The organism is Oryzibacter oryziterrae (genome assembly GCF_021864535.1).
Lineage (GTDB): Bacteria > Pseudomonadota > Alphaproteobacteria > Rhizobiales > Pleomorphomonadaceae > Pleomorphomonas > Pleomorphomonas oryziterrae.
This window is the reverse complement of sequence record NZ_JAKJIC010000004.1, coordinates 66,666-87,498: the sequence shown is the minus strand read 5'-3', so window position 1 is coordinate 87,498 and position 20,833 is coordinate 66,666. Positions and strand designations below refer to the sequence as shown.

Annotated in this window: 16 protein-coding genes; 13 read left to right on the top strand and 3 right to left on the bottom strand. The window is 63.0% G+C overall.

Annotation, left to right across the window (positions count from 1 at the left end; genetic code table 11):
* Nucleotides 1–126: 126 nt before the first annotated feature.
* Entirely contained in the window at nucleotides 127–1,107 is a 981-nt protein-coding gene (locus L2I41_RS06225; protein WP_237152659.1) for a complex I NDUFA9 subunit family protein, read from the top strand.
* 88 nt (nucleotides 1,108–1,195) lie between these two features.
* Here the strand turns inward: L2I41_RS06225 and L2I41_RS06220 are convergent, their stop codons facing one another.
* On the bottom strand, nucleotides 1,196–1,993 hold the full coding sequence (locus L2I41_RS06220; protein ID WP_237152796.1) for an undecaprenyl-diphosphate phosphatase: 798 nt from the start codon (nucleotides 1,991–1,993) through the stop codon (nucleotides 1,196–1,198).
* A 303-nt stretch (nucleotides 1,994–2,296) separates the two neighbouring features.
* Between L2I41_RS06220 and L2I41_RS06215 the strand changes: the two genes are divergently transcribed.
* From L2I41_RS06215 to L2I41_RS06170, 10 genes are all read left to right on the top strand, one after another.
* The gene (locus L2I41_RS06215) at nucleotides 2,297–2,989 is read left to right on the top strand and encodes a glutathione S-transferase family protein (protein WP_237152658.1); all 693 of its coding nucleotides are present in this window, start codon (nucleotides 2,297–2,299) and stop codon (nucleotides 2,987–2,989) included.
* Nucleotides 2,990–2,999: 10 nt separating this feature from the next.
* Entirely contained in the window at nucleotides 3,000–4,055 is a 1,056-nt protein-coding gene (gene queG, locus L2I41_RS06210) for a tRNA epoxyqueuosine(34) reductase QueG (RefSeq protein ID WP_237152657.1), read from the top strand.
* Between the two features lie 80 nt (nucleotides 4,056–4,135).
* The gene (gene hisB, locus L2I41_RS06205; protein WP_237152656.1) at nucleotides 4,136–4,729 is read left to right on the top strand and encodes an imidazoleglycerol-phosphate dehydratase HisB; all 594 of its coding nucleotides are present in this window, start codon (nucleotides 4,136–4,138) and stop codon (nucleotides 4,727–4,729) included.
* A 111-nt stretch (nucleotides 4,730–4,840) separates the two neighbouring features.
* Nucleotides 4,841–5,329, top strand: coding sequence for a DUF2628 domain-containing protein (locus tag L2I41_RS06200; protein WP_237152655.1), 489 nt, complete (start codon nucleotides 4,841–4,843; stop codon nucleotides 5,327–5,329).
* On the top strand, nucleotides 5,326–5,976 hold the full coding sequence (hisH, locus tag L2I41_RS06195; protein ID WP_237152654.1) for an imidazole glycerol phosphate synthase subunit HisH: 651 nt from the start codon (nucleotides 5,326–5,328) through the stop codon (nucleotides 5,974–5,976). The genes L2I41_RS06200 and hisH overlap by 4 nt, the downstream gene beginning before the upstream one ends.
* Nucleotides 5,973–6,710, top strand: coding sequence for a 1-(5-phosphoribosyl)-5-[(5-phosphoribosylamino)methylideneamino]imidazole-4-carboxamide isomerase (hisA, locus tag L2I41_RS06190; RefSeq protein ID WP_237152653.1), 738 nt, complete (start codon nucleotides 5,973–5,975; stop codon nucleotides 6,708–6,710). Before hisH ends, hisA begins: the two co-directional genes overlap by 4 nt.
* Before the next feature lie 152 nt (nucleotides 6,711–6,862).
* Nucleotides 6,863–7,657 carry an ABC transporter permease gene (locus tag L2I41_RS06185; protein ID WP_237152652.1) on the top strand — a complete coding sequence of 265 codons (795 nt, stop codon included), beginning with the start codon at nucleotides 6,863–6,865 and terminating at the stop codon, nucleotides 7,655–7,657.
* Nucleotides 7,654–8,307, top strand: a complete 654-nt coding sequence (locus tag L2I41_RS06180; protein WP_237152651.1) for an ABC transporter ATP-binding protein — start codon at nucleotides 7,654–7,656, stop codon at nucleotides 8,305–8,307. Before L2I41_RS06185 ends, L2I41_RS06180 begins: the two co-directional genes overlap by 4 nt.
* 91 nt (nucleotides 8,308–8,398) lie before the next feature.
* The gene (locus tag L2I41_RS06175) at nucleotides 8,399–9,718 is read left to right on the top strand and encodes a KpsE/RkpR family capsule polysaccharide export protein (RefSeq protein ID WP_237152650.1); all 1,320 of its coding nucleotides are present in this window, start codon (nucleotides 8,399–8,401) and stop codon (nucleotides 9,716–9,718) included.
* Between the two features lie 275 nt (nucleotides 9,719–9,993).
* The gene (locus tag L2I41_RS06170; protein ID WP_237152649.1) at nucleotides 9,994–10,293 is read left to right on the top strand and encodes a hypothetical protein; all 300 of its coding nucleotides are present in this window, start codon (nucleotides 9,994–9,996) and stop codon (nucleotides 10,291–10,293) included.
* A gap of 129 nt (nucleotides 10,294–10,422) precedes the next feature.
* Here the strand turns inward: L2I41_RS06170 and L2I41_RS06165 are convergent, their stop codons facing one another.
* Both L2I41_RS06165 and L2I41_RS06160 read right to left on the bottom strand, forming a co-directional pair.
* On the bottom strand, nucleotides 10,423–12,117 hold the full coding sequence (locus tag L2I41_RS06165) for a methyl-accepting chemotaxis protein (protein ID WP_237152648.1): 1,695 nt from the start codon (nucleotides 12,115–12,117) through the stop codon (nucleotides 10,423–10,425).
* Between the two features lie 541 nt (nucleotides 12,118–12,658).
* Nucleotides 12,659–17,332, bottom strand: a complete 4,674-nt coding sequence (locus L2I41_RS06160; RefSeq protein WP_237152647.1) for a 2-oxoacid:acceptor oxidoreductase family protein — start codon at nucleotides 17,330–17,332, stop codon at nucleotides 12,659–12,661.
* A gap of 884 nt (nucleotides 17,333–18,216) precedes the next feature.
* Between L2I41_RS06160 and L2I41_RS06155 the strand changes: the two genes are divergently transcribed.
* Complete coding sequence (locus L2I41_RS06155; protein ID WP_237152646.1) at nucleotides 18,217–18,450, top strand: FeoA family protein; 234 nt, start codon at nucleotides 18,217–18,219, stop codon at nucleotides 18,448–18,450.
* Entirely contained in the window at nucleotides 18,450–20,825 is a 2,376-nt protein-coding gene (feoB, locus tag L2I41_RS06150; protein WP_237152645.1) for a Fe(2+) transporter permease subunit FeoB, read from the top strand. Before L2I41_RS06155 ends, feoB begins: the two co-directional genes overlap by 1 nt.
* Nucleotides 20,826–20,833 lie beyond the last annotated feature (8 nt).

The following is a 20,833-nucleotide window of genomic DNA, read 5'->3' as shown; positions in this document are numbered from 1 at the left end:
GTGATCACCACGACGTCGGCCGGACTGTACAGACGCCCCTCCCGTGCCTTAAGACACCAGGGAAGCGCGGGCTTTTTTTACGCTCTCAGGCCCGCACGGCATTTTTTCAACAGGACGAAACGACCCATGACCCTGATCAGCGATGCTCCCCGCCTCGTGACTGTCTTCGGCGGTTCGGGCTTCATCGGCCGCCATGTGGTGCGGGCGCTGGCCCAACGCGGCTACCGTGTCCGCGTCGCCGTGCGCCGGCCGGATCTCGCGTTCCACCTGCAGCCGCTCGGCACCGTGGGCCAGATCACGCCGGTGCAGGCCAACCTGCGCTACAAGACGTCGGTCGACCACGCCGTGGCCGGTTCGGATGCGGTGGTCAACCTGGTGGGCATCATGACGGCAAGCGGGCGGCAGACGCATGCGGCGGTGCAGGCCTTCGGCGCACGCGCCGTGGCGGAAGCCTGCAAGGCCTCGGGCGTGACGACCCTCGTGCACATGTCCGCGACCGCTTCGGACGCCAACTCGGCATCCGCCTACGCCCGGACCAAGTTCGCCGGCGAGGCGGCCGTGCTGGAAGTGATGCCGAACGCCATCGTACTCAGGCCGTCGGCCGTGTTCGGGCCGGAGGACAAATTCTTCAACCTCTTCGCCTCGATGGCGGCCGTTGCGCCGGCGCTGCCGCTGATCGGCGGCGGCAAGACGCTGTTCCAGCCCGTGTACGTGGAAGACGTGGCCGAAGCGATCGCGCGCGCCGTGGACGGCAAGGTGGCCGGTGGCAAGGTCTACGAACTCGGCGGTCCGGACGAACTCAGCCTGCGCGACTGCATGGAGCGCGTGCTGCGCGAGACCGGGCGCAAGCGCGCCCTCATCAACCTGCCCTTCCCGCTGGCCACGCTGCTGGCGCGCCTGACCGGCTGGCTGCCGGGCGCCCCGCTGACGGTCGACCAGGTGGAGCTGCTGAAGTCGCCGAGCGTGGTGTCGCACGCCGCCATCGCCGAGAAGCGGACCTTCGAGGCCTTCGGCATCAAGCCCAAGTCGCTCGACGCAGTGTTGCCGACCTATCTCTACCGCTATCTGCCGCATGGTCAGTATGACCGGCGCAACCGCATGGCCTGACGTTTCCAGCCTCGCAACGATGCAAAACGACCTCCCCGATCGCCCGATCGGGGAGGCCGTCGTCGTTCGTACCCTCAGGTGACGCCGATCAGGCGAGCCAGCCGGCGGCAACGGCACCGAGCAGGATGGCGCCGAAGATCAGACGGTAGATGGCGAACAGGGTGAAGCGGTGCGACTGGATGTAGCCGAGCAGCCACTTCACGGCAACGAAGGCGGTGATGGTGGAGGCCAGGAAGGCGACGATCAGCGCCAGCCAGTCTTCCTGCATGGCCGTGCCGTCCTTGATGGTGCCGAGGAGTTCAACGGCACTGGCGGCGTACATGGTGGGAATGCCGACGAGGAAGGCGAACTCGGTCGCCGCGGCGCGGTTGTTGGTGCCCACCAGCATGGCCGAGAAGATGGTGGAGGCCGAACGGGAGGTGCCGGGGAAAATGCCGGCCACCACCTGCGCCACGCCCACCACAATGGCGGCAAGCCAGCTGACCTCGGTGCCGCGCGGCAGGCGGGCGGCCAGACGTTCGGCGGCGATCATCCAGACGCCGCCGATCACCAGCGCCCAGGCGATGGGCGTCACGGTCTCCGGCAGCTTGAAACCGAGCTTCTTGGCGATGAGGCCGAGAACGGCGGTGACCAGGAAGGCAACGATGAGCTTGGCGGCATAGGCGCGGTTGGCCGGATCACGCCAGCCGAGCAGGAGGCCGAGCAGCCGCTGCCAGTAGATGATGGTGACGGCCAGGATCGCGCCAGCCTGAATGACGATGTTGAAGGTGTCGGACCGCTGCCCGAGCCACTGCTCGGCGATGATCAGATGCCCGGTGCTGGAAATGGGCAGAAACTCCGTGATCCCCTCGATGACGCCGAGCAGGAGAGCGTTGAGCAAGTCCATCATGTCCATAGAAGCTGCTTTCTGGTCCAATTCTGTGAAAGCGGGCAAAATCGTCCCGCTTGGAAACCGTTTGTTCACCGCCGCCATTGGCTCTATATGCAGGCCAAATCATGACTGATGTGCGTCAGGCGCAAAAACCGTCGCACCGGGTCGGTCACGCCTTGGACTTAGCCGAGCGTCCCCCAGGATTGCAACGCCATTTCCTGAGCGGTTGCCCCAGATTACGCCAGCCCGCGCGGATCCCGATCCGTATAGATCGATGACATGCCCGGGCCGGGTGATTCGTTTTGTGTCAGGTCGTCCATGCTGAAGCTGTATCACCACCCCTTTTCCGCCGGATCGCGTTTCATCCGCCTGATGCTTGCCGAACATGAAGCCAAGGTGGAGCTGGTGCAGGAGCGCGATTGGGAGCGCCGCCCCGAGTTCCTGGCGCTCAATCCGGCGGGCACCGTGCCCGTCCTGGTCGAGAACGACGGCCCGCCGATCGTCGGCGTCGGCCCGATCATGGAATATGTGGACGAGACGCGTGGCTATTCGCTCGGCGAACACCGGCTGATGCCGAATCACCCGGAAGCGCGCGCCGAGATGCGCCGGCTGATCGACTGGTTTTCGCACAAGCTGCACGAGGAAGTGACGCAGTATTTCGCGCATGAGAAGATTCTCAAGCTGGAAATGCCGGCGTCCCTCGGCGGCGGTTCGCCCGACAACCAGGTGCTGCGCGTGGCGCGCATCAACATCAAGCATCACCTGCATTACATCGGCTGGCTGGCCGGTTCGCGCAACTGGGTGAGCGGCGAGCGCATGAGCTTTGCCGATCTGGCGGCGGCGGCGGAGCTTTCGGTGATCGACTATCTCGCCGAAGTGCCCTGGGACGAGGACATCAACGCCAAGCATTGGTATGCGCGCGTCAAGTCGCGTCCGGCCTTCCGGCAGCTGCTGTCCGACCGCGTTCCGGGCCTGCCGGCGGCGCCCATCTACGCCAACCTCGACTTCTGAGGGCGCGACCGTGGCGCCCCGGACGGATAGCTCCTCCTTCCGCCGGCGCGCCGCGGATCTCGGCTTTGACGCCGTCGGGGTGACCGGGCTCGCCGGACTCGACGACAACGGGCTGCGCCTCAGGCAGTTCGTGGAACTCGGCCGACACGGCGAGATGGGGTGGATGGAAGAGACGCTGGAGCGGCGCGTCCATCCCAAGGCCATGTGGCCCGACGCGCGCTCGGCCGTCGTGCTCGCCATGAATTACGGTCCCGAGGGCGACACGCTTGCCAATCTCACACGACCCGAAGTGGGCAACATCTCGGTCTACGCCCGGCATCGCGACTATCACGACGTGCTCAAGGGGCGGCTCAAGGACGTGGCCGGCGTGATTGCCCGCGATACCGGAGCCGAGGTGAAGGTGTTCGTCGACACGGCGCCGCTGATGGAAAAGCCGCTGGCGGCACGCGCCGGGCTCGGCTGGCAGGGCAAGCATACCAATCTCGTGTCGCGCCAGCACGGCTCGTGGCTGTTTCTCGGCGTCATCCTGACCCAGGCCGAGCTTGAAGCCGACGAACCGGAAAGAGACCACTGCGGCTCGTGCCGGGCCTGTCTAGATGCCTGCCCGACCCAAGCCTTTCCGGCGCCCTACCAGATCGACGCGCGGCGCTGCATCTCCTATCTCACCATCGAGCATGACGGACCGATCCCGGACGCGTTCCGGCGTGCCATCGGCAATCGCATCTACGGCTGCGACGATTGTCTGGCCGCCTGCCCGTGGAACAAGTTCGCGCAAAGCGCCCGCGAAATGAAGCTGAAGGCGCGGCCCGATCTTCTGGCGCCGCCGCTTGCCGAACTGGCGCTGCTCGACGATGCGGCCTTCCGGGCGCTATTCTCGGGGTCGCCGGTCAAGCGCATCGGGCGGGCGCGCTTCCTGCGCAATGTGGCGATCGCCATCGGCAACTCCGCAGATCGAGCGCTGCTGCCATCGGCGGAGCGGCTGGCCGGGGATCCCGATCCGCTCGTGCGGGAGGCGGGCGCGTGGGCTGCCAACGAGCTTGCTCAGGTTGCAGACACAGGCGAATGACGCATTCTTCCTGTTTCCTTCGCCGGCTGGCCCTGCTAGAAGCCCCTTGAGACTTTCAAGCATCGGGAGCCCAAGGGCGCATGCGCACGGCCAGCCTTTCGCGCAAGACCAACGAGACCGAAATTTCCGTCAGCCTCGACCTGGACGGGACCGGTCTTTCCGATATTTCGACCGGCGTTGGCTTCTTCGACCACATGCTGACCCAGATCGCCCGCCACGGGCTGATCGATCTGACCGTGAAAGCCAAGGGCGACCTGCATATCGACGACCACCACACGGTGGAGGATGTGGGCATTGCCATCGGCCAGTGCTTCCGCCAGGCGCTGGGCGACAAGCGCGGCATCACCCGCTATGCGGACGTGCACCTGCCGATGGACGAAGCGCTTACGCGCTGCGCGCTCGACATTTCCGGCCGGCCGTTCCTGGTGTTCCGTACCCAGTTCCACACGCCGAAGATCGGCAGCTTCGACACGCAGCTGGTGGAGGAGTGGTTCCGCGCCTTTGCCATGCAGTCGGGCCTGACGCTGCATGTGGAGACGCTCTATGGCAGCAACGATCACCATATCGCCGAGAGCTGCTTCAAGGCACTGGCGCGCGCGCTTCGGATCGCCGTCTCCATCGACACGGCGCAGGCCGGGCGGGTGCCGTCCACCAAGGGCGTGCTTGAGGGCTGAGCCAGAGCCGCCCCGCGCCGCTTCGGCTGGACCTGCCGTTTTCTGAAACTGCATCGATTGCTTCGGCGAGACCGCCGCCTGGTTCCGGATCGATGCCCTGAGGAGGACCCGATGGCGATCTACTCGGTCTACGCGCCTCCGGCTGGCTCGTCCGCCCCTGCCGACGGCGAGCGTCTCGTCTTCGTCAAGGACGGCTTTTCGTTCGCCGCGCTGGTGGTTCCCTGGGCCTATCTGCTCTGGCACCGTCTGTGGCTTGTCTTCTGCGGCTGGCTGCTGGTGATTGCCGTGCTGCAGGGCATCGAACTTGTGACCTCGCCGGCCACCGGCAGCGTGCTCGGCGTCCTCTTTGCGCTGTGGGGCGCCCTGGAAGCGGCGAGCCTGCGCGGCTGGACGCTGCTTCAGCGGGGGTGGACCCTTGCGGGCATTGTCGAGGGCGGCGACCTTGATGCGGCCGAGCGGCGGTTCCTCGGTGACTGGCTCGACCGACAGCCGCAGCCAGCGACACCGGTACGCGCCGCTACATTCCCGCCGCGCCCGGCGCCCACCCACGGCCAACGCGAGGTGATCGGAATGTTTCCCTTCAACGGAGATCGGCCATGACCGTCGCAATCATCGACTATGGTTCGGGCAACCTGCGCTCCGCCGCCAAGGCCTTCGAGCGGGCGGCGCGGGAGAGCGGATACGCCGGCGAGGTGCTGGTCACTGCCGATCCGGACCAGGTTCGCGCCGCCGATCATGTCCTGCTGCCGGGCGTTGGCGCCTATGCGGACTGCCGCGCCGGTCTTGATGCCGTCACGGGTATGGTGGAAGCGCTTGAGGAGGTCGTGATCGCCGGCGGGCGGCCATTCCTCGGCATCTGCGTCGGCATGCAGCTGATGTCCACCTTCGGCCATGAGAAGGCGGTGACGCGCGGGCTCGACTGGATCGGCGGCGATGTCCGCGTGATCACGCCGAGCGATCCGGCGCTGAAGATCCCGCACATGGGCTGGAACACGCTGGATGTGCGCGGCGACCATCCGCTGCTCGCCGGCCTCAAGACCGGACGCGACGGACTGCACGCCTATTTCGTGCACAGCTATCACCTGGAATGCGCCGATCCGGCACATCTCCTCGCAACCACCGACTATGGCGGCGCCGTCACGGCCATGATCGCGCGCGACAACATGGTGGGCACACAGTTCCACCCCGAGAAGAGCCAGACGCTCGGTCTCGGGCTGATCGGCAATTTCCTGAGGTGGCGTCCATGATCCTCTATCCCGCGATCGACCTGAAGGACGGCCAGTGCGTGCGCCTCAAGCTCGGCGACATGGACCAGGCAACCGTCTACAACGCCGACCCGGCGGCTCAGGCGCGCGACTTCGCAGCGCTTGGCTTTCCCTGGCTGCACGTAGTGGACCTCAACGGCGCCTTCGAAGGGCGCAGCGTCAATGGCACCGCGGTGGAAGCGATCCTTGCGGCCGTGTCTCCGGCCATGAAGGTGCAGCTCGGCGGCGGCATCCGCGACATGGCGGCCATCACGAACTGGCTCGACAAGGGCATCGCCCGGGTGATCCTCGGCACGGTGGCGCTGCGCAATCCGGATCTGGTGCGCGAAGCGGCCAGGGCCTTCCCCGGCCGCATCGTCGTCGGCATCGACGCGCGCGGCGGCAAGGTGGCGGTGGAGGGCTGGGCGGAAGCGTCCGAGCTCGGCGTCATCGACATGGCGCGCAAGTTCGAGGATGCGGGCGTGGCGGCCATCGTCTACACCGACATCGACCGCGACGGAGTACTGAAGGGCCTGAACATGCCAGCGACGCTGGCGTTGGCCGAGGCGGTGTCGATCCCGGTGATCGCCTCAGGTGGCCTCGCGTCCATCGCGGACATCCGCGCCATGCTGGCGCCAGAAGCCCGCGTGCTCGATGGCGCCATCAGCGGCCGCGCCCTCTACGACGGGCGGCTTGACCCGCGCGAAGCGATGGCGCTGATCGCGGCGGCAGGATGACACGGGACAGGCAGATCCGACAGTTGGAGCGCTACAGCGCAACGTTGTGGGCTACTATGTCTTCCATCGCATTTTCGACTGGATTTGCGCCGCAATTTGGATTCAATCTGCGGCGCACACACGAATGTTGTGGGACCTGAACGAGGCCGGTAATGGCAATATCGATGGCGTTGTCATTCAATCGCTTCGGCAGTGCGATCTGGGCGATCGTATTGCGCGAACTGCGCGCCCAATACGGGGACCGCAAGCTCGGCTTCTTCTGGGCCTTCTCGCAGCCGGTGGCCTACATCTTCGTGGTCTCGGTTGCGATGGCGGCCGTAAGAGGCGAGCGAACATCGGAACTCACGGGTGATTTCGCCCCCTTCGTGACGCTCGGGCTGTTGAACCTCAATCTGTTCTCGGCGATTGAGGGAAGCGTGCGCAATGCTGTGTCTGGCAACAAGGGCCTTTTGTCCTTCCCGCGGATCAAAGTACTTGACCTCTACATCAGCAAGATGGTTGTAGAGGTCGCGATCAACCTGATCGTCTTTTCGGCATTGATGCTCATCTTCGTGATCCTCGGACATGTGCCCCCGCCAAAAGATCCCATCCGCTTCTTTCTGCCAATGAGCTGTGCCATCATCAGTGGGTTTTCGTTCGGCGTTATCAACAGCGTGGTATCCTCATTATACAAAACTTGGAACAATATATTTACTGTAGCCGTTCGCATTAATTTCTTCACGGCCGGACTGTTCTTTCTTGCGAGAGACATGCCTCCGGAAATTCAGCAGGCCCTCTATTTTCAGCCATTGTTGCATACCGCCGAAGAGATCAGAAGTGCTTGGTATCCAGACTTCGAAAGTCAGTTCGTTGATATGAGAGTGCCCGTCTGGACGAGTGCCGCCCTGCTGCTTTTTGCTCTCCTGCTTGAGCGCGTGTTGCGCGGAAAGGTGCTCAGCAAGCTATGATCCGCTTCCGCAACGTCGTAAAAAGGTATCAGGCGCGCGGCAACGACCGCTGGATCCTGCGCGGGCTCAATGCAGAGTTCGAACGCGGCCGTAGTGTCGGCGTGCTCGGACACAATGGTGCCGGCAAGTCCACGCTGATCCGCATGATCTCCGGAGCTGAGGATCCGGACTTCGGCACCATCGAGCGAGATGGAAAGATCTCCTGGCCAATCGGCTTTGGTGGCGCCATATCAGGGACAATGACAGGCCATGATGCCTGCATGTTCGTCTCGCGCCTCTACAACGTCGATCCAATTCATGTAACGAGTTTCGTGCAGGATTTTTCCGAGCTTGGCGACTATTTCTTTGAGCGTGCGCAAAATTATTCTTCCGGCATGAAGGCGAAGCTGAATTTTGGCCTGTCAATGGCAATCGATTTTGACTGTTATCTGATCGACGAGATCACCGCCGTGGGCGACAAGCGGTTCAAGGCCAAATGCCTTGAGGCCTTCAGCGAACGCCGTAGACGGTCGGACATCATCATGGTCTCACATTCGGAAGGAACCATCCGAGAATATTGTGACATGGGCGCCATTCTCAATGATGGCCACCTGACATTCTATGATGATCTTGATGAGGCAATCTTCCTTTACAATAAAATGATGGAATGATGCGACTCGGTCTTCTAAGCTTGAAGCGTTTGATGGTTGGCGGCACTACGAGTCTTGGGCTGGGTTGGTTGAACACAAGGGTGGGAACGATATGACGACGGAGACGAAGCTGGACGTGAAGACCGCCGAAGCCGCGGCTAAGCCTGCCGCGCCGCCCGTCGAGGCAAAGCCGAAGCCGATCCTGCAAGCTGTGCCGAGCTCGGCGCCACAGAAGCCCGCTCCGGCCAAGCCCGCGGCGGTTCCACAGCTTCCCAAAACCGATGTCAGCGTGCAGAAGGCGATCAAGCAGGCCAAGCGTCAGCGGCGCCGTGCTGTTTTGTTGTCGCTTTTTGTCATGGTGATTCTGCCAACCTTGCTTGCAAGCATCTATTTCTTCTTCATCGCTTCCGACCAGTTTGTGGCGGAAGCCCGCTTTGCTGTTCGAGGCCAAGAAAAAGGTGGCGCAGCCGATGTGCTCGGCTTTCTAACGGGCGGCGGCGGCGGATCGACCACTGCGGACTCCTACATTCTGCAGGACTTCATCGGCTCACGCGAAATGGTGGAGCGCATCGCCAAGGATGTCGATCTCCGTGCGATCTATGCGCCTGGGAAGGGCGATTTCCTCGCGACCTTTGCAAAGGACGAACCGGTCGAGCGCTTTGTGGACTACTGGAAGAAAATGGTCACGGCCCAGTTCGACCATTACAGTGGCATCATGGCTGTGCAGGTTCGCGCGTTCACTCCGCAGGACTCGATCGCTATTGCACAGGCCGTGGTCAAGGAAAGCCGCGACCTCGTCAACCGCATCTCCGAGCAGGCCCGTAACGATACCGTGGTGTTCGCCCAGAAACAGGTGGGTATCATGGAGGCCCGCCTCAAGAAGGCCCGCGAGGCGCTGGCTCAGTTCCGCACGACCGAGGAGACCATTGATCCGAGCGCCACGGCCGCCGCACATCAGGAGTTGATGCTGGGTCTCGACAAGGAACTTCTGACGGCCCAGTCGGAAATGGCGCAGCTCGACAAGTTCGTGGGGCCGGATGCTCCGTCGCGGCAGTTCCTGCAGTCCAAGATCGATATTCTCAAGTCGCAGATCGCAGAGCGGCGGAAGCGGTTCGGCATCAGCGACGGTGCGGCCGGAACGGCTACGCCCTCCGAAGGCATCAGCAAGCAGCTTTCCACCTACCAGGCTCTCATGACAGAGGAAGAGTTCGCCCAGAAAGCCTATGTCTCGGCTCTATCCTCGCTCGAGATCTCGAGGGCTGAGGCCGGACGTGACCAGCGCTATCTGGCAACCTTCGTGGAGCCGAGCCTGCCGCAGGATGCGGTGCTGCCGCGGCGGCTGGTGAACAGCCTGCTGTTCCTCTTCGGCACCATGATCTTCTGGGGCATTTCCGCACTGCTGTTTGCCGCCGTGCGCGACCACATGGTCTAGTTCGCAGCCGCATTCCGATACAGCTGGCAGGGCCGGAGCGGATGCTCCGGCCCTTGTTTTTTCGCGCTTATCAGTGGAAGTGCGACATATCTAAAAGTTTACGCAGTTCCTTATGCGAAACGTAACTGCGGCCATGCCAGTGTCTGATCTGTCGGTGAGGGGCAGATACCGCGCGGTTGGAGCCAACGTCTCCTGTGGCTTGTCCCGGCACCCAGACATCCGCTTCGGCCAGGGCGACGAGCCCTTCTGGCAGGCACTTACGGGGATGACGGTACATGATGATGATCGCGGCCTTTTCCGGTGTTCTGGGTTTCACGCTCGGCCTGCGCCTCGGCATGTTCGGGCTGCTTCTGTCGACGGCAACCCTCGCACTTGCGACCGCCGCGCTTCAGCTCGCCTCCGGTGACCACAGCATGATGTCCGCACTGGTGATGGCCGGCATCTCGGTGACCGTGTTCCAGTTCGCCGCGCTCGCCTCCATGATGGTTCGCCACGGCTCGGTGGCAGCGGAGCATGCCCCGGCCAACGCCCCGGTCCACGCCAAGGCCCTGGCGCGGAGCCGTGCAGCTCACTGAGTTCGCTTCAGCAAATCGCGCGCCGGCTCATCAAGGCACAAGGGCGCTTGCAGCAGACAGATCAACGAAAAGACCGCCAGGCATGACTGCCGGCGGTCTTTTGGCTTTCAGCGTCTTGGGACTGGTCGGTCAGCTTGCGGACCGCAAGGTGGCGACAAAGCCGGCGACTTCCCGACTGAGGGTGGCGGACTTCTTGGACAGGGTGCCCGACAGCTCTTCGAGAGCATGCGAGGCTTCGCCCGTGGTCTCCACATTCTTGCCGAGAGAATGAATGTTCTCGGTGACAAGCTGCGAGCCTTCGGCGGCAAGCTTGGTGTTGGACGCGATTTCCTGCGTGGTGACGCTCTGCTCCTCGACGGCGCTGGCGATGGTCGCGGAAATATGCCGGATCGACTCGATGGTACCAACGATCTTGCCGATGGACTGCACCGTCTCGCGCGTCGCCTTTTGGATGTCACCAACCTTGGTGGCGATGTCTTCGGTGGCCTTGGCGGTCTGGGACGCCAGTTGCTTGACCTCCGAGGCAACCACCGCAAAGCCGCGTCCAGCTTCGCCAGCGCGGGCTGCCTCGATGGTGGCATTGAGGGCCAGCAGATTGGTCTGCTCGGCGATGGAATTGATCAATTCGACCACTTCGCCAATCTTCTGGGCCGAGTCCGAGAGGGCGTGAATGTCGCGCTCGGTCCGCTCGGCTTCTGCAGCGGCGACGGTGACCACCGAGTTGGACTCGGACACCTGCTTCGAGATTTCCTCGACCGAGAAAGCCAACTGCTCGGCGGCGGCCGCAACATTCTCCACATTGCGCGAAGCTTCGTCAGCGGCGCCGGAAACGGTGTTGGCCGTGGAGACGCCGGTTTCCGCAACACCGCTCAACTGCTTCGACGACTTGAGCAAGGTATCGGAGGAGGTGTTGAAGGAAGTGGCGAGTTCGCCGATGGTCCGCTCGAAGTCGGCGGCAATGGCGAGACGATTGGCAACGATCTGCCGCTCGAACTCCTCGCGCTGGCGCTCGGCGGCCAGGCGCTCGGTCACGCCGGCGGACAAGCCATCGCGCAGCTTGCGCAGGCTGGCGGCCATCTGGCCAAGTTCGCCGCGCATGGTCGTGTCGACCTCAACGGCATAGTCGCCATGTCCAAGCGCGACGAGCGTCTTCTGGAAGCGGCAGAGCGGCTTGGTCAGGGAGCGGGCAATGAGGAAGGCAAAGACGCTGCCCACAAGGAGGAACAGCCCCGCAAGACTGAGGTAGCGCACGGCTTCGGCGCGGACGAGACCCTCGATGTCATCGACGAAGGTCGCGGCGCCGATCACCAGCCCGCCAAAACCCGGAACATGACGAACGACGGCCATCTTGGCGACAGGAGGCATCCCGGGGGTGCGGGGCCAGTCGTAGCTGTAGACCGCCTGCGTCTCACGTTTGGCAAGGTCGATCATCTCGCGGAAGATGTAGCGACCATCGGCAGACTTGGTGCCATAGATCTTGCTGTTGCCAACGTAGTCGGCATTGGGATGGGAAATGGTGGAACCGCTGTCCTCGAAGACGTAGGGGTAGTCGGTGCCATTGTTGAACTTCATCACCGAAACAAGGCGGTTCGCCGTATCAAGGGCCGTACCGGCTTCCAGTTCGCCGCGCGAGACCCGATCGGCCTGTGCGGTGTAGACCGCGGCCACGCTATCGACGACAGCGGCGAGTTCACCGCGCCGGGCTTCCCGGATCTGCTCGGAGATCTGGTTGAGGCCATAGGCAGAGAAAACCGCGAGACCGACGATCGAGAAGACAACAATCGCGTAAATGCGTGTCGATAGACTGCTGAGGAGACGAAGCATGATTCCTGTCCGTGAACGGAGCCCCGGATGCAGCAGTTTGGCTGTGCGCATTTCAGAAAATACCAGGCAATAAATCAGTATATTCCCTGAGTACACCAAGCCTAGTGCCACATTACATACGCATGTGATAATTTCATATCGTTAATGAATATATAATCATTACTTACTGTAGGTATTATGACTAATACCTTTTGTACAATAGAATATTTCTGAAGTATCTTCTTTTTCATATGCTTTAGTATATTTCTTTTCGCAATGACAATTACAGTGGTATATGCCTCTCTTGGAGAGGTCTATCCAGATTACACGCTCTACTTCCAGTCAGAACCCAGCCAAGCCTCGATATGCTTGGAGGACCTCCCCCAATCATTTGCGCCGCTATTCATTTCAAAACTTGCAGGTGCGCCAGAAAGCAACTTTCTCCTGCAGTGACACATCCCCAAAATGCAAGAAGGAGCGGCTGGGCCGCTCCTTCCTCTTGTCTCAGGAGAACCAAGCGACAGCCTTGAGGCTGGACGCCCGGTCCTGATTCCGCCAGGCTTCAGCGCTGCGGTGCGGCAGCGGCTCCGTCCGGGATGCCAGAGCCTTCGCGCAGGGTTTCGACCTGATGGGCGAAGTCGTCACGCTCGGTCACGGCCTCTTCATAGCGGGTCTGCAGGGCTTCGATCTCGACGCGATGCTCTTCGTCGAGCTTGTCGACTTCGATACCGGCCAGATACTGCAGGGTGCGCCAGTAGCGACGACGCTCCTCGACGAGCCGGACGATGGCCGGAGCCACCTCGTAGCGAACCAGCTTGCGCTTCTTCACTTCGAAGACGAAGGGCACCTTGCCCTCGCGCTGGTCGGCCGGCAGGTCGATATACTCGTCGATGGGGACGCCCTCCACGCCATCAGCCAGCGGCTTGGCCTGGAACTGCTTCTTGAAGCGACCTTCTTGGTGGGCGAAGTAGGCCGGGGTAAGCGGCACTTCGAGCTCCTGGGCCTCGCCATTGGCGTCGTCATATTCGAGCGTCAGCGTGGTCCAGTCCTGATCCACATCCGGGTTGCCATCGAGCGAGAACCACTGGCGCAGCGTGGTGCCGCGTTCGGGGTCATGCACGAAGAGCGGGCTGGTGCGGCTTTCGACCGCGAGGCGCGAATGCTCGCTCGACACGGAGTCGCCGATGCCCTGTTCACCCTGGCAAGGCGTGTAGATGTCGATGACGGCCGGCGACGAGTTGTGCGCAAGCGCGGCCATGACATTCTTCAGGAAGTGGCCCTGCATGGCGGTGGAGGTCTGCACGACCATCACCTTGGGATGGAAGGAGGCGATGAGGCCGAGTTCCTTGCGGTCGTCGCCCTTGCCCGAGTGAGCCGAACCGACGCGGGCCAGATCGCTGTCCTGACCGGTGAGGCTCGAGGTCGAGGCCTGGCCACCGGTGTTGGAATAGGCACCGGTGTTCAGCACCACCACCTTGACCGGGGTGTGGGTGGACAGCAGACGCGACACGGCACCGAAGCCGATGTCGTAGGTCGCACCGTCGCCGCCCATGGAGATCACCGTCGGCATGCGTTTGAGCTCGTCGTCGGTGAACTGCTCCCAGTTGAAGGTGCGGAAGTAGGCGTCGTGTTCCTTGGGCTCGTAGGCATCGGCGAGTTCCAGCTCGGCAATGCGGTAAGCCTTGAAGTCTTCCACGGCGTCAGAGGCCAGACCTTCGAAGATGCCCTTGGCAACAGCGGGATTGTCCTGGAACAGGCTGTTGACCCAGGGATCGCGATACTGGGTGTAGGGGAAGGTGGAGGAGTAGACCGACGAACAGCCGGTGGCGTTGGCGATGACCGCCGAGGCCGGGCCTTCACCCGTCGGGCCGCTTTCGAGATTGTAGAGGCGCTTTTCGAGGCGGACAATCGCGGCGGCGACGCGGGCCTTGCGGGCCGGCTCGGCAGCCACTGCGACCAGCTTGTCGTTCAGCTTGGCGACAAGATCCTCGATGGCAGTGATTTCCTCCTTGCGGCGCTTGCCGTGGATGGCGTGGTTGGACGCCATCAGCAGGCGGATCGCCGTGACTTCGCCGCAGCCGCGGCAGGCGCCGTGGCCACCGGTCGTGGCATAGTAGTTGTCACGATCGAGGATGAGGCGCTTGGCGTTGGCCGGGCTGTTGGCCTCGGTGAAGCGCGCAGCGGTGTTCGGCGTCAGCGACAGGAACTCGAAACGGGCCTGCAGCATGTTGAGCAGTTCGTCGTCCTGTTCGCGCTGGCCGAGGGCACCGGCACCGCAGACGGTGGTGCATTCGAGGCAGCCCGAGCACTTCCACGGGTCCACGCCGACCGAGTAGAGGCCGCCGTTGCCGGGCTTGGCCTTTTCCATCTGGTCGAAGAACAGACGGGTCTTGGCGACGGGGAAGACCGCGAGGGCTTCGCCGACCTTGGCAAGATCGAGCGACAGGGCGGCATCGTCAGCGGCCACCGACTTGGCGGCTTCCGTGAAGAGCTCATGGAAGGGCGCCGACTTGCCCGGCTTGCGCAGGGCGGTGCGGATGGCTTCGTCGAGGGCCGGAACCTTGGCTTCGATGGCCGAGCGGCGGGCTTCGGTCAGGTCGACTTGGCGCAGCGCGGTGGTGACCAGATCGGAAATCTCGTGAACCGTGCTCGGCAGGGCGGCGTCGGGGCAGACCAGCGTGCATTCAAGGCAGGCCGTGCACTTGTCGGCGTCGAACACCGGGACCTTGCGACGGAACAGGCCCTTGTCCTTCATGGCAGCGCTACCGGCCGGCATGAACAGACCCGTGCCCGGCAGAACCGGCGACTCGCCGATGGTGCCGTCCTTGAAGGGCTGGGCGACGACGTCATTATAGTATTCGGCGTCGAACAGGCCCGTGGGCGAGGAGGTGGCGCCGGCCTTGCACATGGAGGCCGAGATGGCGACCGAGCGCTTGGGCAGGGCAACGATGTTGCTCTCGGCGTCGAGATATTCCGGATCGCCATAGGGAACGGGAACCGTCGCCTCGAGGCCATCGCGGATCACCGCCATGTTGCCTTCGACGATGGCGTCGCCCTTGCCGCCGAACTTCTTGGTGATCTGCTGGCGCACCTTGGTCAGGATGGCGTCGGCTTCGGCACCGTCGGTGATGCGGGACTCCTTGCCGCAGAGCGCGCCGATGAAGGCGATGCCCATCATGCGGGTTTCCAGCTCCGGCGTCGGGGCGTGGCGGCGTGCCACGTTGAAGGCGTCGATGACATAGAAGTTGATGTCGCGATCGCGGATCAGCTTGCGGGCCGCAGCGGGCAGGTCCTGCCAGACTTCGAGCGGCGACAGCGCCGTCTGCATGATGAAGGTGCCGCCCTTGACCAGACCGCGCAGCGGGTTGGTGTGGGCAAAGACCTTGTGGTCAGGCGAGATGACGATTTCCACATCCTCGATCTCGGCATTGGTGATCTTCACCGGCTCCGGAGACAGGGTGATGTAGTAGTTGGTGGGCGCACCGCTCTTTTCCGAGCCGTATTTGGGTGCGGCCTTGGAGTAGAGGCCGAGCACGCCGGCGAGGATGTCGGTGAGCAGCTTGCCGGTGGCGATGGTGCCGTAGCCGCCGACCGAGTGGAAGCGGATGCGGAAGGCGCCCTTGGGCAGCAGCTGCGGGTTCTCGCCGGTTTCCAGCGCCATGAACTCGGTCTGCGGATAGGCGGCCTTCATCTTGGCCTGCAGCTCGGCGATACGGGCGTTGGGCGCCTTGGAGAAGAACTGCGAGCCGAGATAGACGAAGGGCGCGCTCTTGGCCTTGTCCATGTTGTCGAAGGCGGCGACCAGGTGACGCGACTGCAGGTCATGACCACCAAGGCCGAAGATGGCGGTGGTGATCTGCGGCAGCTTGTCGATGGCCGGGATGCCTTCGTGACGGCCGCCGTCGGCGTTCTCGCGGGCCTTGAACAGGGCCTGGGTGACGAAGCTGGTCAGCGCGGTCTGGTCGGAGCGTTCGAGCACCGTAACGGCGCGCTTGCCCTTGAGGGCTTCGACAAGCTCGGCTTCCGGGAAGGGCTGCAGCAGCTTGACGGAGATGGAGCCGACCTTGCGACCCTGCGAGCGCAGGTAGTCAACGACGGCTTCGACGTCCTCGGTAACCGAACCGAGGCCGACGAGAACGGCTTCGGCGTCCTCGCAGCGATAGGTGACGACGGGCTTGTAGCTGCGGCCGGTGAGGGCAGCATACTCATCCATGGCCTGCTTGACGAAGCGGGGCACGTCGGCAACGAAGTGGGTGCGATGGTCGGCAGCGCCGGACTGGAAGTCGGGCTGGTTCTGCACGCCGCCGGTCAGGCCGGGATTGTTGATGTCGACGAAGGCCGGGACGAGCTGGCGAGTGCCCTTCTCCCAGGCATTGAGCCACTGGCGCTTCCACTGGGCGCGCAGCTTCTCGGGCACCCACTTGGCGGTCTCTTCGACCAGCTTGCCTTCGTTGTCGGCTTCGACAGCGTCGCCGTTCTCGTCCACATAGGTCTTGAGGGCGGCAAAGTCGGCCGCGACGAACTCTCCGCGGCTGCGGGTGAGCCACTGGCGCAGCTGATGGGCGCGGCCCTTGGCACCGAACAGGATTTCCTGGGCAACGGTGGGGCACTTGATGCGGCCCGAGGGATCGCCGAGATATTCCTTCAGCATCGCCGGTTCGGGCATATAGGCTTCGCTCAGCATGTGGCTGGTGGCAAAGCCGTCCATGGCATTGGCAACCGGCACCAGCGACAGGGCGCTGACGCGATAGGAGATGGCGGCAAGGTCGGCCGCTTCCTGCGGGTTGGAGCCGAACAGAATGGTGTAACCGGACGGCAGGAGGGCGTAGACGTCGTCATGGCCGGCCATCACGTTCAGCGAATGCTTGGAGACGACGCGGGCGGCCACCTGCAGCACGAAGCCGCCGACCTTCTTGCCCACGGTCACGTAATGGGACTCGATGCCGTAGAGGATGCCCTGGCTCGAGGACGCGTTGGAGACATACTTGCCGCCCGTCAGCGCAGCGCCGAGCGCGCCCGACTGAGCGGAGTGCTCACCTTCGGGCTCGTAGAAGAAGGGGTGGCGACCCCAGACGTTGCAACCACCACCGGCACGGAAACCTTCATAGATCTCCGAGATTTCGGTGGACGGGGTGATGGGGTAGCCAATAACGCCACCGCAGACATGACCCATGACATGGGCCACGGCGCCGTTGCCGTTGATGACCGTCTGAGAACCGGGATATTTTGCGCTCATTTTGCTGCATCCGTCCTGCTGCATCCGACCCTCGGGAGGAAACGCGGAGGACTCTCCAGGTTTCACGCGAGGCTAAACTATATTTCGGCTGCGGTTGGCGTTTTGCCTTGATTGGGATCAAAGGATCAGAAAGTTTACTTTGCGCACCGCAATGAAGATCGCGGCGTTATGCCGGCATATATAAGTTGAGAGCCAACCTTTGTCGTAAGTACTCAAACGAGCATTACGTACAAATGCTAGGTTTGCTCTGCTATGCATTTTTTGCAGAGCCAAAAATCACGCTGATCATACCGGGATTGTACTTATTTCTTTTGGGGCGCCGATTTGTCGGCTCTCCGACATGCAAACTTTCCGACAAAATTCCGGAAATTTCATAGACTTACTGCAGACTGCTATATCCGTACCATCATCATATCTATACATATCACTACTTTTCGTGATTATATAACCGATGCATTTTCATTTTTTCACTTCGGACAGTATATTTTATATACAACAACATCACCTCAAATTCTTCTTTTCCTACACATGGCGATATCCAGCCTGCGCTTCATCTTTAACGATTAATCAGTATAAACGCGTCGACGTATAATCGGTTAAGCTGAAATGTTGGCGTTTTTCTCTGCCGTTCATCTGACTGTTCAGTCTGGCATGCGCCTTGCCACGGGATGAGAGACGTCGGCGGGCAGCCATGCGAGTTCTTCCGTAGCGATCAATGCTGATTGCAATTGCGATTGATTTGCATCATGGCTGCAACAGACGAGATGACATGATCTCCACGAGGGGTCTGAAGGGCTGTTTGTCCGCAGATCCTGCCGGCAAGGGTGCCGGGCCAGGCCGACGGAGCGCCGCCAGCCTCACTCATGCGTATGGATGACAGGACAATGACCGTGTCGATTGACGCCCTGAAGCCCGGAGACCGGGCGCGGATCTCGGGCCTTGCCCCCGGAGATCGGGGCTACCGCCAGCGGCTGCTGGCCATGGGGCTGACGCCCGGTGTGGAGTTCGCGGTGCGCCGCCGGGCGCCGCTGGGTGATCCGATCGAAATTTCCGTCCGCAATTTCACCCTGACCCTGCGCAAGAACGAAGCGGCGATCCTGGTCCTGGAGCGTGTGTGATGAAAGAGTGCTGTGCCATCGACAACACCGGAACCGAACTGCCCACCGGCGCGGATCGGATCGGCCCCGTGATCGCCGTTGCCGGCAATCCCAATTGCGGCAAGTCCACCCTGTTCAACGCGCTGACCGGCTCCACGCAGAAGGTGGGCAACTGGCCGGGCGTGACGGTTGAAAAGCGGGTCGGACGCTATACCTTCGGCGGCCTGCCCTGGGACATCGTCGACCTGCCGGGCGTCTATCTGATCGGCAATGCCGGCGCTGCCTCGCAAGACGAAAAGGTGGCGCGAGACTTCATTCTGTCGGGCGAGGCCGATCTGGTCGTCAACATCATCGACGCCTCCAATCTCGAACGCAATCTCTACCTGACCACCCAGCTCCTCGAGCTCGCGGTGCCCATGGTCGTGGTGCTCAACATGACCGACATGGCGGAAGCCGCGGGCATGAAGATCGACGCGCAGGCGCTGTCACAGGCACTCGACTGCCCCGTGGTGGAGATGGTGGCCAGCCGCAACAAGGGCCGCGAGGAGCTCAAGAAGGCGATCGCCAAGGCGGCGCGCCTCAAGCATGCCCCAGTGGCCCGGCCGGTTCAGGCGCCGGTGATCGAGGCGGCCATCGACCAGCTGGCACCCAGGCTCGCGGACATCGTCGGCAACAGCGCCGATCCGCGCTGGGTGGCGCTCAAGCTGATCGAGGGCGACAACTCCGCCGAGACGCTGGTGGGTGGACAACTGGACGCCGAGATCGCCGCGGTGCGCGCGACGATCGAAGCGGAGACCGGCGACGAGGCGGACATCGTCATCGCTGACGGCCGCTACCGCTTCATCGGCACGGTCATGACCGACTGCTGCAAGCATACGCAGCGCCTGTCGGCCTCGCTGTCGCAGATCATCGATGCCGTGGTGCTCAACCGCTTCCTTGGCGTGCCGATCTTCCTGTTCGCCATGTATCTGATGTTCCTTTTCACCATCTCGGTGGGCGGCGCCTTCGTCGACTTCTTCGACCAGGCAATGGGCGCCCTTGCCGTCGACAGCGTGCGCAGCGGCGTGCAGGCGCTCGGTGCGCCGGTGATCGTCGAGGCGGTGCTGGTGGGCCTCGGCAGCGGCCTGCAGACGGTATCGACCTTCATTCCGATCATCGCCTGCCTGTTCCTGTTCCTCTCCTTCCTCGAGGACTCCGGCTACATGGCGCGCGCGGCCTTCGTGATGGACCGGGCGATGAGCGCCATCGGCCTGCCGGGTAAGTCCTTCGTGCCGCTGATCGTCGGCTTCGGCTGCAACGTGCCGGCGGTGATGGCGACGCGGACGCTGGAAAGCCGGCGCGATCGCATCATGACCGTGCTGATGGCGCCCTTCATGTCCTGCGGCGCCCGCCTGCCGGTGTTCGCGCTATTTGCCGCCGCCTTCTTCCCGGCAACGGGGCAGAACATCGTCTTCGGCCTCTATCTGATCGGGCTGCTGTTCGCCGTGCTGACCGCCTTCATCCTGAAGTCGACCCTGCTGACCGGTGAGGCCAGCCCCTTCGTGCTGGAGCTGCCGCCCTATCACATCCCGACGCTGCGCACCGTGCTGATCCAGGCCTGGCAGCGCCTGCGCGAATTCATCTTCAACGCCGGTCGGGTGATCGTTCCCATCGTCATGGTGTTGACGTGCCTTGCGGCCATCGGCACGGACGGCCAGTTCGGCCGGCAGAATACCAAGGACTCGCTGCTGTCGGCGGCAAGCCAGCAGTTGATCCCGATCTTTGCGCCCATGGGGCTCAAGGACGAGAACTGGCCGGCGGCTGTGGGCCTGTTCACCGGCATCTTCGCCAAGGAAGCCGTCGTCGGCACGCTGAACGCGCTCTATGAGCAGGCGGGCGGCGCGGCGAGTGCGGCGGGCGACGAAGCCCCGGCGACGCTCGCCGACAAGCTCGTGGCCGCAGCCGAGACCGTGCCGACCAATCTGGCGGCGCTTGGCGGCAGCCTGCTCGACCCGCTCGGCATCAACGTCGGCTATGTGGGCGATACGGCGGCGGCAGCGCAGGAACTCTCGGTCAACGACCGGGTGTTCAGCGAGATGACCGCCCGCTTCGACGGCGCAGCCGGTGCCTTCGCCTACATGCTGCTGATCCTGCTCTATACCCCTTGTGTGGCCGCTCTCGGTGCCATTCGCCACGAGGTCGGCACGCGCTGGATGGCGCTGTCGGTGGCCTGGAACACCGGCATCGGCTATGTGGCGGCGGTGTCCTTCTACCAGGCGGCCACCTTCGCCGATCACCCGGCCAGCTCCACGCGGGTGCTGCTCATTTGTGCCTTCGCCTTCGCGGCAGCGGTGGGCGGCATGTGGATGGCCGGCCGGTCGCAGGTTCGCCGCCTGTCGGTCATGCCGGCGGAATGAGGAGGCGA

Coding starts and splice junctions, on each gene's coding strand:
- L2I41_RS06225 (WP_237152659.1), top strand. CDS start 127: ATGACCCTGATCAGCGATGCTCCCCGCCTCGTGACTGTCTTCGGCGGT.
- L2I41_RS06215 (WP_237152658.1), top strand. CDS start 2,297: ATGCTGAAGCTGTATCACCACCCCTTTTCCGCCGGATCGCGTTTCATC.
- L2I41_RS06175 (WP_237152650.1), top strand. CDS start 8,399: ATGACGACGGAGACGAAGCTGGACGTGAAGACCGCCGAAGCCGCGGCT.
- L2I41_RS06220 (WP_237152796.1), bottom strand. CDS start 1,993: ATGGACTTGCTCAACGCTCTCCTGCTCGGCGTCATCGAGGGGATCACG.
- feoB (WP_237152645.1), top strand. CDS start 18,450: ATGAAAGAGTGCTGTGCCATCGACAACACCGGAACCGAACTGCCCACC.
- L2I41_RS06165 (WP_237152648.1), bottom strand. CDS start 12,117: ATGCTTCGTCTCCTCAGCAGTCTATCGACACGCATTTACGCGATTGTT.
- L2I41_RS06200 (WP_237152655.1), top strand. CDS start 4,841: ATGGCGATCTACTCGGTCTACGCGCCTCCGGCTGGCTCGTCCGCCCCT.
- L2I41_RS06160 (WP_237152647.1), bottom strand. CDS start 17,332: ATGAGCGCAAAATATCCCGGTTCTCAGACGGTCATCAACGGCAACGGC.
- L2I41_RS06170 (WP_237152649.1), top strand. CDS start 9,994: ATGATGATGATCGCGGCCTTTTCCGGTGTTCTGGGTTTCACGCTCGGC.
- L2I41_RS06180 (WP_237152651.1), top strand. CDS start 7,654: ATGATCCGCTTCCGCAACGTCGTAAAAAGGTATCAGGCGCGCGGCAAC.
- hisA (WP_237152653.1), top strand. CDS start 5,973: ATGATCCTCTATCCCGCGATCGACCTGAAGGACGGCCAGTGCGTGCGC.
- hisB (WP_237152656.1), top strand. CDS start 4,136: ATGCGCACGGCCAGCCTTTCGCGCAAGACCAACGAGACCGAAATTTCC.
- hisH (WP_237152654.1), top strand. CDS start 5,326: ATGACCGTCGCAATCATCGACTATGGTTCGGGCAACCTGCGCTCCGCC.
- L2I41_RS06155 (WP_237152646.1), top strand. CDS start 18,217: ATGACCGTGTCGATTGACGCCCTGAAGCCCGGAGACCGGGCGCGGATC.
- L2I41_RS06185 (WP_237152652.1), top strand. CDS start 6,863: ATGGCAATATCGATGGCGTTGTCATTCAATCGCTTCGGCAGTGCGATC.